Below are 15,190 nucleotides of genomic sequence, written 5' to 3'. Positions count from 1 at the left end.
ATGAAAAAACATTTCATCATGAGCATCGCGTTCCTGGTAGGAATGCTGCTCGCAGCAAGTATTTCTTTTGCCCAGCAAAAGAGCGGTTATAAAGCGCATAATTACAAGCTTAGAAACATTAATGCCCAAGGAGAGATCCTGGACGAACATGGGACAAAGCTTGGTTACATCAGCAAAGAAGACATTGTGTACAACAATGAAGGCAAAAAATTAGGTTTCATTGAAAATGGCAAGGTTTACGATGCCGATGGAAAACCTCTCGGAAAAGCAAAGAAGAACGGAAGCTATTACAACAATCAGGGTGAAAATGTGGTAACTGTGAAAGGTAATTCGGAGATATGTGAAATTCTTGATCCGGAAGGTCACAAAAAAGGCACGGTACACAAAAACTATAAACTACATGCGTGTGCTGCTCACTGTTTCTTCTTGGAACAGGAAATGAAAAAAGAGGAAGATAAGTAAAATTAAAGCCCTGTTGGAGAGTGGCCCTTGTGTAGGTTGTCATTCATACAATCCTGCCGCCACTCTTCCATCAGGCACCAAACGGAAAAGTCATGAAGAAGAAAAGCAACAAAGACAACCCTAAGACATCTACCCGGAATCTGGTGTATGTCTACCTGACCATTGCGGCATTATTAGTGACAGCCACAGCATTGGTGTATTGGATTAACCATCAGCAGCTACAGCCTTCTATAGGCTATAGCCCAGATGAAATTGAGCGACCGGTGGAACCAAGCCTGGTATGCATGGTGAATGACGCCTACATGGGCAAGCCGCAAATCCCGGTACCGGTCAATGGCAAAACCTATTTTGGTTGCTGCGAAATGTGCGTGGATAAGCTCAACAATATAGAAAGTGCAAGGATCGCCATCGACCCTTTTAGTGGTAATCCGGTAGATAAATCAGAAGCATTTATAGTAGTGACTAACCCGCAAGGTGCAGTTGCCTACTTTGAATCAGAGGCCAATTACAACGCATTTAAGAAAAACTAAAAACAATCCTGTAACCCCAAATCTATGAAATTGAAACTGCTTTTTTAGGTCTTGCTGCCATAGTGGCCGTGAAGACTCAAGCGCAACAGTCGGATGAAATTAACCAGGTAAAACAAGTCCTGGAATCATACAAACAGGCCATTGAAAGCCTCGACACAACGGGCACAGGTAATTTATTTGTATCGCAATCAATTGTTGTTGAATCAGGCAAAGTTGAAGGCCGATATCAGGACTATCTGGCTAACCACCTGGGCCCGGAGCTCCATCATTTCGAATCTTTCAAGTTTAGTGACTATGAAGTAGCCATTGAAGTCGCTTTGCCATTTGCCTTTGCCACTGAAACCTACATATACACAATTGTGATAAGCAATGACAAATCAGTTATTGAGCGAAAAGGTGTTGCCTCCAGCATTTTGAAAAAAGAAAACGGTCAATGGAAAATATGGCAAACCCATTCATCAGCAAGAAAACCACAGACCAATCATTAACCAACTAAATAATATGACAATGAAAAATACTCTAAAAGCAGTTGTACTGGTACTATTTGCTACAGCAACCGTATCGGCTCATGACGGCCACAAAAGCAAACAAGACAGTACCGCCCAACAAGCGGATACCGTGATGAATGCTCATTCCACCGAGGAAGGGCATAAAGACCACACCCATACCAGCGAGGCAGACAGCCATGATGCGCATCCACAAGATGCACACCACGAAAAAAAGGTTACGGCTGACCTTGCGGATTTTCCTACAATCCACCCGCTAATTGTCCATTTCGCTATCGTATTGCTGATTGTGGGAGCCCTTCTGGCGGTTGTCAACATCTATTTCATCAAAAAGGAATTGGCGTGGACAGCCTTTGCCCTGGTGCTGGTAGGTTTTATTGCTGCGTACTTGGCCGGCAGAAACTTCCATCCGCATACGCACGGACTAACCGAACATGCCAAGCTCGTGCTGGAACAACACGACTTCTGGGCTGACTGGACAATCAATCTTGGATTTATCGGCTTGCTATTGCAAGGAATCAACCTGTTCATTTTCCAATCAAAAAGATGGGCTATGGCTATTGTGGCAGTTGTGTTATTGAGCGCAGCTTATGCCGTGGCACAGGCAGGACATTACGGAGCACAATTGGTACACATAGAAGGTGTAGGGCCGCAAGGTAATTTTTTGGAATTGGAACATGGACATTAACTGATTTTAAATCACCTGTATGCCCGGATTGTTTTTTGATTCGGTACTTACCTGTCCGGTATGCGGCCAGCAGCAGGTTCGCAGAATACCTTATAACGAGCAGCTAAATAGCTTCTATTGTAAGGGCTGTGAATGTAAGATTACTGTTCAGGGTGATCAGTGTTGTATTTTTTGTGCATTTGGTTCACATAAATGTTTGGTCTACCAAGGCTGGGAGAAATTAGAACAAAAACAATTGAGAGAAAAAATGAAAGATCATGTACATAAAACTGAGAAGAAATTCATACCCGCACTCGGGTATGATTTTCTTACAGCATGGTACGATGCTACCATACGCATCACCATGCCGGAAAAGAAATTTAGAAACGAGTTAATTAACCGTTTAAAACCCGAACCTCTGGAGCAAATTTTTGAATTTGGTTATGGTACAGGAGCCAATCTGGCGATTGCCTCTTCACAGTCTCCCAACTCTTCATTTTTCGGATTGGACATTGATCCGAAAGTAAGGGAAATAGCTTTTTCAAAACTCAAAGACAAAGACATCTTGGTTGACCTCCAACTCTACAATGGAGATATTTTTCCCTATGATGATGCTGTTTTTGACAAGGCTTACAGTTGTCTGGTATTTCACCAATTGGATGATGAAACCAAGGCCACATTGTTTCAGGGAAATCTACCGTGTATTGAAGCCGGGCGGCAAGCTCATCATTGGCGATTGGGGCAAAGCAAAGAACCGATGGATGCGCATGGCCTTTTACACTGTGCAGTTGCTGGATGGTTTCAAAACCACTACGGCCAATGTAAAGGGTTTGCTGCCTGATTACATACGTGAGGCCGGTTTCTCAGATGTGAGGGAGACTGGCTTTATTAATACCCGTATCGGGTCATTTTGCTATTACGAGGGCACTAAATCGTTAACAATCAAAAATCAAATTTAATTACGGAAATCATGAACTTAAGATTCTACTATATTTTGACCATTTCTTTTTCGTTGCTTAGCCTGTCTACGAGGGCACAAAACCTCACTGAAAAATCAGTCGAAGGCAACACTGATAATCTTCCTGTAAGAGAATATGCCATTTCCATAAATGAGCTGGCAGTGAACAAGGCAGGCAAAGAAGTCATGGGAATGGCCATTAATGGCAGTGTCCCGGGACCCACACTTACTTTTACTGAAGGTGAATATGCCGTAATATATGTAAAAAACGAGATGGATGAAGAAACTTCCATTCACTGGCACGGTTTGTTGTTGCCAAATTTTTATGACGGGGTTCCTTACCTCACCACTCCGCCCATCGCGCCTGGGGAAACACAGAAGTACGAATTTCCCCTGAAACAAGCCGGTACCTATTGGTATCATTCACATACCATGCTACAGGAGCAGAGTGGTGTTTTTGGCTCTATTGTCATCCATCCCAAAGAAGAAACCCTGGCTTACGATAAAGAACTTGTCATAATGCTATCTGACTGGACAAATGAAAAGCCCATGAACGTACTCCGTTTTTTGAAACGAGGAACTGAATGGTACAATTGGCGAAAAGGTACGGCTACCCCCTTAAATCAGGTTATTGCCAGAGGCGCTTTGGCAGCACAGTTAAACTTCTGGAGGCAGAGAATGGAAAGTGCTGACATTGCCGACATTTATTACCCGGCCTTTTTAGTAAATGGAGAACAAATTCAGGAATATCCCAATTTCAAACCGGGAGAAAAGGTTAGGCTAAGAATTATTAACGGGGCAGCTTCTACCTCGTTTTGGATGACGTTTGGTGGTGAGGAGCCCACTTTAGTTGCGGCTGATGGACTAAACGTTGAGCCGGTCAAGCGCAATAAAACATTTATTGCCATTGCGGAGACCTACGATTTTATTGTAAATATTCCGGAAAGTGGAAAGATGGAATTTCGGGCCACCGCTCAGGATGGTTCGGGAACAGCCTCTGCTTTTTTGGGCCAAGGTGAAGTTTTAGCAGCCGAAGATGTTCCCCGCCCTGATAAAATAGGGATGATGATGCAAATGGCAAAAATGGACATGCGCATGGGGGCTCCTGCCCTAAAATTTAATCCTAAAAAGGACGATCCCCAAAAAATGATGGAGAACTGGGGAATGCAAATGAAAGGCGACAAAAACCCGGATAATGATATGCCGGGTATGAATATGGCCGGAAATAAGGAAGAGGGCTCCAAAATGGATCATTCCGGAATCAATATGTCTAATGATAAAAGCTCCCAAATGGATTCGTCAAGTGACCCTATGGCTGACATGGCCGGGATGGAAAACATGGAAATGTTTTCAGAATACAATTATAATTACCTCAAATCACCTAATAAAACGGTTTACGAAAAGGATGTTCCAGTCAATGAAATCCTGCTCAATCTTACTGGGAATATGAACCGCTACATCTGGAGCATGAATGGGATTCCACTGTCAGAAACTGACAAGATAAAAATCAAAGAGCGGCAAATTACCCGAATCACCCTCAATAACCTGACTATGATGCACCACCCTATGCACTTACACGGCCATTTTTTCCGTGTCATCAACGAAAACGGGGACTACTCGCCCCTGAAGCATACGGTGAATGTACCCCCGATGCAGAAAGTTACAATTGAGTTTTACGGGAACGAATATGGAGATTGGTTCTTTCATTGTCATCTTCTTTATCACATGATGGGAGGAATGGCACGTGTAGTCAGCTATGATACCCCGGAAGACCCTAGAATGAAACCCTTTCCCATTTCCAAACTGATTCACGAAACCAACCGCTTCTATAGTTGGGGAATGGCAGATGTTGCTTCACATAATACAACCGTAAATCTGACCACCTCAAACATCCGCAATCAATTCAATTTATCAATGGAATACGGATGGAATCAGAACCTGGAAGCTGAATTTTCTTATGAGTATTATCTGTACGATTATTTGAGGGTTTTTGGAGGTATTAATGTTGAGAATACCACCAGGAATAGTTTGGATGATATGAAGACAATTGCCGTGGCTGGTATCCGGTGGTTTACACCTTATATGTTCAATGTTGACCTAAGGATAGATAATGAGCTTCGGCCTAGAATTGGAATCGGTCGATCGCTGATGATATTTCCGAAGTTATCAATTTTTGGCTATTACGAATATCAAATTGATGCAGGATTGGTAAACGGTCTGGAGGCCGGCCAAAATTACAAAGAAGAAATTGTATGGAGTGCCGGTGCACAATACATGCTTTCTAAGAATTTTTCACTGATGACAAGCTATGACAACCGCTTCGGAGCAGGGGGCGGATTATCTGTCATGTTTTAATTAGGAAGTTATGGAAGAAAGTTATAAAAAAGGAAGTTTAAGTTTATTAGGATCAATTGCTTTAGGCACTGGTGTAATGATCGGTGCAGGAATCTTTGCATTATTGGGCCAGGTGGCTGAACTGTCAGGGACCTGGTTTCCTTACATTTTCGTTTTGGGAGCTCTCATTTCAGCATTTAGTGCTTACTCCTACATCAAAGTTTCAAATACGTATCCTTCGGCTGGGGGGATAGCCATGATTTTGAAAAAAGCTTATGGTAAATCAACCATAACAGCTTCTGCATCATTATTAATGGCACTATCCATGGTAATCAACGAAAGCCTGGTTGCCAGAACTTTTGGCTCTTATACCCTACAACTGTTCGAAGTTGAAAACAAGGAACTTTGGATTCCCATATTGGGTGTTGCTCTTTTGGTTAGCGCTTTTTTGATTAACATATCTGGCAACAAGCTGATAGGAAAGTCATCACAGTTCATGTCATTTATCAAAATTATCGGAATTCTGATTTTTGCCATAGGAGCTCTCTGGGCAGTGGGCTTTTCTCTGGAAGGGTTGATACCAAAAGCCATCGAAAACACTGATTATTCAGCAACCAGTTATATTGGGGCCTTAGCACTTTCCATTTTGGCCTACAAAGGATTCACTACGATTACTAATAGTGGTGGCGAAATTACAGAACCCAAAAAAAATGTTGGCCGGTCTATTATTATTTCTTTATTGATATGCACAGTGGTGTATTTTATGGTTGCTTTCGCTGTGAACTCAAGCCTTACAATCTCTGAAATTATTCAGGCCAAAGATTACTCACTTGCTGAAGCTGCCAAGCCTGCTTTTGGAGATTTTGGTCTTCATTTTACCGTTGCTATTGCCATAATAGCTACTATTTCGGGAGTGATTGCCAGCATTTTTGCAGTCTCTCGTATGACGGCTATGCTTACAGATATGGAACTTATTCCACATAGTCATTTGGGCATGTCAGGCCGAATACAGAAGCATATGTTGGTGTATGTGGTGTTTATCGCTATCATCCTGACTATTTTCTTTGATCTGTCCAGAATTGCTTCCATAGGAGCCATTTTTTATTTGGTGATGGACATCATTATTCATTGGGGTGTATATAAGTATTTGAGGAAAGAGGTGAAAGCCAATGGAACAATTGTACTCACAGCGATGGTGTTGGATTTCATCGTATTGGCAGCTTTCTTATGGATCAAGGCATCATCTGACCTTTTGGTTCTTATTGTTTCTGCATCTGTGATGCTACTAGTTTTTGCAGGTGAAAAATGGTTCTTAAGTCGAGCAGATAAATCTACCCAAAAATGAAACGAAACAGAAACTACTACATCCGAAAAACACACCGGTATCTGGGGATTTTTATAGGCATTCAGTTTATTGGGTGGACGGTCAGCGGCCTCTATTTCAGTTGGACGGATATTGACGAAATCCATGGAGACCAGTTCCACCATGAGCATGTCACGACCCATTCACCCCGGAACCTGATCAGTCCGGCACAATTGGATTCAACGATTGGTATTTCATCCCTTGAGCTTCGCTACATCAATCACCAACCGCATTATTGGGTCAACGATAGTCTGCTTTACAATGCCCTGACCGGGCAAATCAAAAAGGGCATAACCGAAACGGAGGCGGCCGAAATCGCACAGAACCATCTCGTGAAAAACCTGGAAATCCTAAAAACAGAATGGATTACTGAAACCGACAACCATCATGAATACCGTGGCAGGCCGCTACCAGCCTGGGCTGTCCACTTTGAGCATCCCGAAAACCTTACGGCCTACGTAGATGCCCGTAACGGCAACTTCGAACGGGTACGCCACAGCCGTTGGCGTTGGTTCGATTTTCTTTGGATGTTCCACACCATGGATTATGCCGGGCGGGACAACTTTAACAATTGGCTGCTCAGGGCATTTTCAGTCTTTGGCCTATTTACAGTGCTATCAGGCTTTACACTTTACGCAGTATCCTCTAAAACTTTCTTAAAAACCACTTCAAAACTTAAAAAGAATAAATGATGAACAAACTAATTTACACACTTGCACTGGGATTGCTGATCGTATCCTGCCAAAACAAAAAAGGTGAAAATGGTGGTCACGAACACCATCAGCCGGAAGCCGCAACCTCTACGGTCGACCAATCGGATAATTCGAAAAAGAGCATCCCTCAGGAAGCGCATGGCAATGTGGGTGATGCCCACGTTTCTGTGTACTACCACTCACCTGCGGTTCGAAGTAGGGTCATTTGGGGCGGCCTGGTACCTTTTGACGAAGTTTGGGTTGCGGGTGCCCACAGTGCCACCAGCATAGAATTTTCCAAAGCAATCGAGATAGAAGGTACGACCATACCCAAAGGGAAATATGCATTCTTTACTATCCCCGGACAGGAACGCTGGACGTTGATCCTAAACAAAAACTGGGAGCAGCACCTTGCTGATGATTACGATCAGGCAGAGGATATTATCAGGATCGAGGTAACACCTGAAACAGAAATGCCGCTATCAGAACGGCTTACTTATACCATTGAAGACAAAAGAGAGGGTTCGGGCGCTATCCGCATGTCTTGGGAAAAGCTAAGTGTTTCCCTTCCATTTAAAACAGATTAACCACTAAAATTTTTACTCATGGAAAAGCATAATCACGAACATCACAAGCACCATCACCACGATGATGACCACCAAAAGAGCCAATCATCAGATGATCAAACCGTCAACAAATCAGACCATCAGCATGGACACCACGACCATCATGCCATGATGATCGATGATTTCAAGAAGCGTTTTTGGATTTCTCTGGTGCTCACGGTACCGATCCTGGCATTATCTCACATGATCCAGCAATTACTGGGATTTGAGCTGACCTTTTTTGGTGATCAGTACGTCCTTTTTGGGCTTTCTACTATTGTCTTCTTTTATGGGGGCTGGCCTTTTCTTAAAGGACTTTGGGACGAGCTAAAAGACAAAAACCCGGGTATGATGACCCTGATCGCAGTGGCCATTACCGTGGCTTACGTATACAGCTCGGCAGTGGTTTTTGGTTTGGAGGGAATGGACTTCTTCTGGGAGTTGGCGACACTGATTGTCATCATGCTGCTAGGGCACTGGATCGAGATGAAATCAGTAATGGGAGCATCGAAGGCTCTCGAATTATTAGTACAGATGATGCCGTCCGAGGCGCATTTGGTACAGGGTGACGATATCAAGGACATCAAAGTGGATGAACTGAAAAAGGAGGATATCATCCTGATAAAAGCCAATGAAAAAATACCTGCGGACGGTACAGTGGTGGATGGGGAAAGCCACCTGGACGAAAGCATGCTCACCGGTGAGAGCAAGCCGGTGAAAAAATCCAAGGGCGACCCGGTCATTGGCGGATCAGTAAATGGCAGCCAATCCATCAAGGTGAAAGTGTCCAAAACCGGGAAAGAAAGCTACCTCAATAAAGTGATCACGCTGGTGGAAGAGGCTCAGAAAGCCAAATCGAAAACCCAAAACCTGGCCAACATTGCCGCCAGATGGCTCACGTTCATCGCCATTGGTGCCGGTACAGCTACGCTGGTGACCTGGATCAGCTTGGGTAAGCCTTTAGATTTTGCATTGGAACGAATGGTGACCGTCATGGTTATATCCTGTCCACATGCGTTGGGTTTGGCCATACCACTAGTTGTAGCCATTTCCACTGCTGTTTCAGCAGGAAAAGGCTTGCTGATCCGCAACCGTACTGCTTTTGAAAATGCTCGGAAGATTACCGCAATGGTGTTTGACAAAACAGGCACGTTGACCGAAGGCAAATTTGGTGTCTCACGATATGAGAGCCTTTCTGATGATATGAACAAAAATGAACTGCTGTCCTTTGCCGCTTCGCTGGAGCAGCAATCGGAGCACCCAATTGCACAAGGCATTGTGAAAGCAGCGAAAGAGGCAGGCCTGGCATTGAAAAAGGTTGAAAATTTTGAATCGCTGACGGCCAAGGGCATTCAGGGCAAGATCGATGGACAAAACTGGAAAGTGGTCAGCCCCGGCTATCTGAAAGAAAACAACATAAACATCCCTGAACAGGCAGGATCTGATGCCGCAGAAACCATAGTTTTTGTGCTTTTGGAAGAAAAGTTGATTGGCTTCATAGCCTTGTCCGATCAAATCAGGGAAGAAAGCCCTAAGGCCATCGAAACGCTTCGGGAAAAAGGCATGAAGCTCTACATGGCTACCGGGGACAATGAGAAAACCGCCAAGGCAGTCAGTGAAAAACTCGGGCTGGATGGCTACTACAGTGAAGTACTGCCCCATCAAAAAGTGGAAATCATTAAGAAACTCCAAAAAGAAGGGCACTTTGTAGCCATGACGGGTGATGGGGTAAATGATGCCCCTGCACTGGCACAAGCCAATGTGGGTATTGCTGTAGGTTCAGGTACCGATGTGGCAGCCGAAACAGCCGATATCATATTGGTTAACAGCAACCCAAAGGACATTGCCAACCTGGTACTGTTTGGCAGAGCCACCTACAACAAGATGATCCAGAACCTCGCCTGGGCTACCGGCTACAACGCAATTGCATTGCCTTTGGCCACAGGATTTATTCCGGGTCTGGTGATTAGTCCTGCTATAGGCGCAGTATTCATGAGCCTGAGTACGGTCATAGTGGCCATTAATGCGCAATTGCTGAAAAGGAAGATGTTGTTATAACGCTGCTATTTTTTTGAAATAAGGATAGTGCAATGGTAGTGAAAAAAATGCACTACCCTTGCACCTTTATTTTGCGTATATTTGCAGGTAAATGAATTCCATCTTATCCATATCGTTCAGTTTTCTGTTCCTGATGCAGGCAATGGCACCTGGTATGGATTTATGTTGCGAGCTGCAAAAGCTCCCCAACCTTTTTGATCACTACGAAGAACATCAGGAATTTGATGGGGATTCATTTTTGGATTTTTTGGCTGAAGTTTATTTCAATGATACGGGTGATGCTCAAGGGCACCACGATGATTCTGATCACGATGATCTACCCTTTCATGGCCAGCACCAGTGCTGTCACGTCCACATTTTCATGACCCCTTTACTGGGGCAGCCAGAAATAGCCACTTTACACTTTTCTACCCAAACCAAGGGTAGTCATTATAATTTTTCTCTTTGTTCTGAGTACTCAGAATCTTCTTTCCAGCCCCCCAAGGCCTGATTTACCGGACACATTTAAATGACTTTTACTTCGTTGCACTGCGTAATGAAGTAAAGTGTAGTTTTTCTATTGCCGTCCGGCATTCCACCGATGGGCATTTTTGCCCCAATCAATTCATTAAATCAGGATTCAAAATGCAAAATAAATGCTGGATAAAATCATTCAATTTTCAGTCAAAAACAAACTGATCATTGGCCTGCTCACGCTGGGCCTGGTCATTTGGGGAGGCTACTCGCTTACACAGCTTCCCATTGATGCCGTACCGGATATTACAAACAATCAAGTACAGGTTATCACCTCTTCCCCATCTCTGGCGGCAGAAGAAGTAGAACGTTTAATCACATTCCCCATCGAAATCACCATGGCCACCATCCCAGAACTGGACGAGATCCGTTCATTCTCCCGTTTTGGGCTGTCTGTGGTGACCATCGTGTTCAAAGAAGATGTGGATGTGTATTGGGCACGTCAGCAGGTAAACGAACGCCTGGCCGATGTGCAAGCCCAAATCCCACCGGGAGTGGGGCAGCCGGGTATGGCCCCCATTACTACCGGATTGGGGGAAATTTATCAATATGTGGTAGGTACCGAACCGGGCTATGAAGATCAATATGACGCCCGTGAACTACGAACCATTCAGGACTGGATAGTTCGCAGGCAGTTGCTGGGTACGCCCGGTGTTGCCGATGTAAGTAGCTTTGGTGGCTATCTCAAGCAGTACGAAATCGCCATAGACCCGGACAGGCTCAAGGCCATGAACGTTTCTATAGCCGATATTTTTCAGGCACTGGAAGAAAACAACGAGAATACCGGAGGGGCTTATATCGAGAAAAACCTCAGTGCCTATTTCATCCGAAGTGAAGGTCTGGTAAGCGACATGGATGACATCCGTAACATGCTCATCAAAAATAATCAGGATGGAATTCCTGTCCTCATAAAAGATGTGGCAAAGGTACAGCTTGGGAATGCAGTACGGTATGGCGCCACTACTCGGGATGGTGAAGGCGAGGTGGTTAGCGCCATTGTAATGATGCTGAAAGGAGAAAACTCAGCTGAAGTTATCGAGAACGTAAAAAGCCGGATTGCGGAAATCCGCAAAACATTGCCGGAGGGAGTTACCATTGAGCCTTTTCTGGACCGTACAAAATTGGTAAACACTGCCATCGGTACAGTGAGCAAAAACCTGGCTGAAGGAGCCTTGATCGTGATCTTCGTTTTGTTGCTGCTGCTGGGAAATCTCCGTGCAGGTTTGATTGTAGCATCGGTAATTCCCCTTGCGCTCATTTTTGCCTTTGGCATGATGAACCTCTTTGGTGTGTCGGGCAACCTGATGAGTTTGGGAGCTATTGATTTTGGGTTGATTGTGGACGGAGCGGTGATCATTGTGGAGGCTACCCTCCATCACCTGGGTTTACTGAAACTTGGAAGAAAACTTACCCAGCAGGAAATGGACCAGGAGGTTTATCAATCTGCAAGCAAAATAAGGAACTCAGCCGCATTCGGGGAGATCATTATTCTCATCGTGTACCTGCCCATCCTTGCTTTAGTGGGGATAGAAGGCAAAATGTTTGGCCCTATGGCGCAGACGGTGAGCTTTGCCATTTTGGGTGCTTTTATCCTTTCACTTACTTATGTGCCCATGATGTCCGCTCTTGTGCTAAGTAAAAAGACAGAATACAAGCCTAATATTTCAGACAAGATCATGGCTTTCTTTCACAGGCTGTACGACCCGACAATCCGATGGGCGATGCATAAACGGTCATTAATGTTAGCCATTGCGCTTGGATTATTTGGCACTTCCCTATGGGTGTTTTCCAATATGGGTGGGGAATTTATTCCAACACTTGAGGAAGGCGACTTTGCGGTAGAAACCCGGGTGATTACAGGGAGTTCTTTACAAAATACGGTTGAAGCAACTACCCAGGCGGAAAAAATTCTACTCGAACAGTTTCCGGAAGTAAAGCAAGTAGTATCAAAAATTGGTGCAGGAGAAATCCCGACCGATCCCATGCCGGTAGAAGCTGCTGACATGATGGTGATTCTAAAAAACAAAGATGAATGGGTCACAGCCTCTAACAGGGAAGAACTGGCCAACAAAATGGCCGAAGCTCTGGAGGTCATTCCGGGAGTTACTTTTGGATTTCAACAACCCATCCAGATGCGTTTTAACGAACTCATGACAGGGGTTCGTCAGGATGTAGCGGTTAAGATATACGGAGAGGATCTCAATGAGCTTTCGGAGTATGCCGAACAGATAGGACGGCTGGCTTCTGGTGTGGAAGGAGCTGAGGATTTGTACATAGAAGAGGTAACCGGTGTTCCGCAAATTGTCATTAATTACAAACGGGATCAATTGGCTAAATACGGCCTGACCATCCGGGACGTAAACCGCTCGGTACAGGCTGCCTTTGCCGGAGCGTCTGCAGGGTTGGTTTACGAAAACGAAAGGCGCTTTGATCTGGTGGTCCGATTGGATAAGACCAATCGGGAGGATGTAGAGTCCGTTCAGAACCTTTACATCGCCCGGAAGGACGGACACCAAATACCGCTCTATCAGGTGGCTGAAGTGGAAATCCAGGAAGGTCCTTACCAAATCCAGCGAGACGACACCCGCAGACGGATCATCGTAGCTTTCAATGTGCGTAACCGGGACGTCGAAAGCATAGTAACAGAGCTTCAGCAGAAAATTGAGGAAACGGTCGTATTTGCACCCGGTTATACCGTGTCTTACGGTGGCCAGTTTGAAAATCTCGTGGAAGCCCGTGAACGACTCTCCTTGGCCGTACCCTTGGCTCTGCTATTGATATTTGTCTTACTCTATTTCACTTTCGGTTCCATTAAGCAGGGCATCCTGATTTTCACAGCCATCCCACTTTCTGCCATCGGGGGAATCCTCGCTTTATGGCTCAGGGATATGCCATTCAGTATTTCTGCAGGCGTCGGTTTCATTGCCTTATTTGGGGTAGCAGTGCTGAATGGCATTGTCCTAATTGGCGAATTCAATCACCTGAAAAAAGAAGGTGTCTCCGATATTTTCGAACGGATCTACAGAGGCACGAGTGTACGTCTGCGCCCGGTAATCATGACGGCTGCCGTGGCTTCCATGGGCTTTCTGCCAATGGCGCTTTCCCAGTCCGGTGGCGCAGAAGTTCAGCGTCCGCTGGCCACTGTGGTGATTGGCGGGTTGATCACTGCTACTTTCCTGACACTGGTTGTATTGCCTATCCTTTACTATTATTTTGAAAGAGGGATTAAAGTAAAACCCGGAGCAGTAGCACCTTTGTTGATTATCGGTCTCTTTTTCTTCCAGTTTCAAGAAGTAAAGGCACAGGAATCACCTGCTTCCTTTCAGTCACTGGATGAGGCGATACAAGTAGCGATTCAAAACAATCCTAACCTGAAAGCAGCAGACCTGCAAACCCAGCAGGAACGGGCGCTAAAAGGGGCAAGTTGGAATCTGTCTAAGACCAGTTTCAGCCTCACGCACGGGCAGTACAACAGTATTTACAATAATGACAACCAGTTCAATATTTCACAATCCATAGCCTTTCCAACGGTTTATACCAACCAAAGCAAGTTGGCCAAAGCGAGAATGGAAGCCAGCGAGTGGCGAAAAAACGCTACGCAAAACGAACTGGTGCAGCAGGTAAAAGCTACTTGGTATATTCTTTGGTTTGAAAAAAGCAGAAGACAGTTATTGCTGGAGCAGGACAGCCTTTACCAGCGCTTTGTGAGGACAGCAGGTCTTCGTTATCAAACCGGGGAAAGCAACTTGCTTGAGAAAGCAACAGCAGAGTCGCAGGTGGCGGAAATAAAAGTCATGTTGCAGCAAAACCAGTCCGATATTGAAATCTATCAGACCCAGCTACAAACCTTACTCAACCTGGAAAGCCCGATAGATATCACCGTGGGCAACCTGAAAGCAAGGGAAAGCAGTGTATTACTAGATACGCAAGGCATTGCGAATAACCCAACACTTGCCTGGTTCCGCCAACAAATGGAGGTAGCTGAAAGAGAAAAGTCGGTGGAGAAATCACGGCTACTACCGGATCTCACGGTAGGTTATTTCAACCAGTCTCTCAATGGACCCCAGGATGTGGACGGCAATCCGGTCACCTTCACCTCCAGCGACCGTTTCACCGGTTTTCAGGTGGGTGTGGCCATTCCACTTTTTGGAGCAAAGGCACAAGGCTCGGTCATCAAAGCTGCTGAACTCAGAAAACAGGAAAGCGAGGCACGACTGCAGGCTGTGACTAACGAACTGCAGGGCAGGCTAAGGTCACTCATACAGCAGTATCAAAAATTTCTGACAAGCCTCGATTATTACGAGCAAAACGCCCTGCCTCAGGCAGAGCTAATTCTTAAACAAGCGCAAAAGGGGTTTGAAAGCGGGGAAATTGGCTATGTGGAATACATCCAGGGACTCAATCGTGCTTTAACTGTCCGGTTCAACTACCTGGACATCCTCAACCAACACAACCAGACCATTATCCAGATCGAGTTTATCTCAGGCGTTCAATAAAAAGAA

12 protein-coding genes and 1 pseudogene are annotated in these 15,190 nt (G+C 45.0%); all 13 read left to right on the top strand.

The window, feature by feature from the left end; translation table 11 throughout:
- The 13 genes and pseudogenes from BELBA_RS06295 to BELBA_RS06240 all read left to right on the top strand — a co-directional run bounded on the left by BELBA_RS06295 (position 1) and on the right by BELBA_RS06240 (position 15,184).
- Positions 1–462, top strand: a complete 462-nt coding sequence (locus BELBA_RS06295; protein WP_169315099.1) for a 5-fold beta-flower protein — start codon at positions 1–3, stop codon at positions 460–462.
- Positions 463–554: 92 nt separating this feature from the next.
- Positions 555–992 (top strand): hypothetical protein, encoded by a 438-nt coding sequence (locus tag BELBA_RS19050; protein WP_014771905.1) that lies wholly within the window; start codon positions 555–557, stop codon positions 990–992.
- Positions 993–1,060: 68 nt separating this feature from the next.
- Positions 1,061–1,480, top strand: a complete 420-nt coding sequence (locus BELBA_RS06285; protein ID WP_157466061.1) for a YybH family protein — start codon at positions 1,061–1,063, stop codon at positions 1,478–1,480.
- A gap of 19 nt (positions 1,481–1,499) precedes the next feature.
- Entirely contained in the window at positions 1,500–2,186 is a 687-nt protein-coding gene (locus tag BELBA_RS06280) for a DUF2231 domain-containing protein (protein ID WP_014771903.1), read from the top strand.
- A 19-nt stretch (positions 2,187–2,205) separates the two neighbouring features.
- A pseudogene (locus BELBA_RS06275) lies at positions 2,206–2,790 on the top strand (class I SAM-dependent methyltransferase); the annotation flags it as partial.
- Entirely contained in the window at positions 2,753–3,124 is a 372-nt protein-coding gene (locus BELBA_RS20450) for a class I SAM-dependent methyltransferase (RefSeq protein ID WP_425358380.1), read from the top strand. The pseudogene BELBA_RS06275 and the gene BELBA_RS20450, both read left to right, overlap by 38 nt.
- 11 nt (positions 3,125–3,135) lie before the next feature.
- On the top strand, positions 3,136–5,478 hold the full coding sequence (locus BELBA_RS06270; protein WP_014771901.1) for a multicopper oxidase domain-containing protein: 2,343 nt from the start codon (positions 3,136–3,138) through the stop codon (positions 5,476–5,478).
- Between the two features lie 10 nt (positions 5,479–5,488).
- Positions 5,489–6,802 carry an APC family permease gene (locus BELBA_RS06265; protein WP_014771900.1) on the top strand — a complete coding sequence of 438 codons (1,314 nt, stop codon included), beginning with the start codon at positions 5,489–5,491 and terminating at the stop codon, positions 6,800–6,802.
- Entirely contained in the window at positions 6,799–7,512 is a 714-nt protein-coding gene (locus BELBA_RS06260; RefSeq protein WP_014771899.1) for a PepSY domain-containing protein, read from the top strand. The genes BELBA_RS06265 and BELBA_RS06260 overlap by 4 nt, the downstream gene beginning before the upstream one ends.
- Positions 7,509–8,099: a DUF2911 domain-containing protein gene (locus tag BELBA_RS06255; RefSeq protein WP_245531142.1), complete on the top strand. Its 591-nt coding sequence runs from the start codon at positions 7,509–7,511 to the stop codon at positions 8,097–8,099. Before BELBA_RS06260 ends, BELBA_RS06255 begins: the two co-directional genes overlap by 4 nt.
- Before the next feature lie 18 nt (positions 8,100–8,117).
- A complete protein-coding gene (locus BELBA_RS06250; protein WP_014771897.1) occupies positions 8,118–10,175 on the top strand; it encodes a copper-translocating P-type ATPase in 2,058 nt (685 codons plus the stop codon).
- A 91-nt stretch (positions 10,176–10,266) separates the two neighbouring features.
- A complete protein-coding gene (locus BELBA_RS19045) occupies positions 10,267–10,665 on the top strand; it encodes a hypothetical protein (RefSeq protein WP_014771896.1) in 399 nt (132 codons plus the stop codon).
- A 145-nt stretch (positions 10,666–10,810) separates the two neighbouring features.
- On the top strand, positions 10,811–15,184 hold the full coding sequence (locus tag BELBA_RS06240) for a CusA/CzcA family heavy metal efflux RND transporter (RefSeq protein WP_014771895.1): 4,374 nt from the start codon (positions 10,811–10,813) through the stop codon (positions 15,182–15,184).
- Positions 15,185–15,190 lie beyond the last annotated feature (6 nt).

It is taken from the genome of Belliella baltica DSM 15883, from assembly GCF_000265405.1.
GTDB lineage: Bacteria > Bacteroidota > Bacteroidia > Cytophagales > Cyclobacteriaceae > Belliella > Belliella baltica.
Note: the sequence above shows the minus strand (reverse complement) of the source record. Positions and strands in the feature narration are given on the sequence as shown.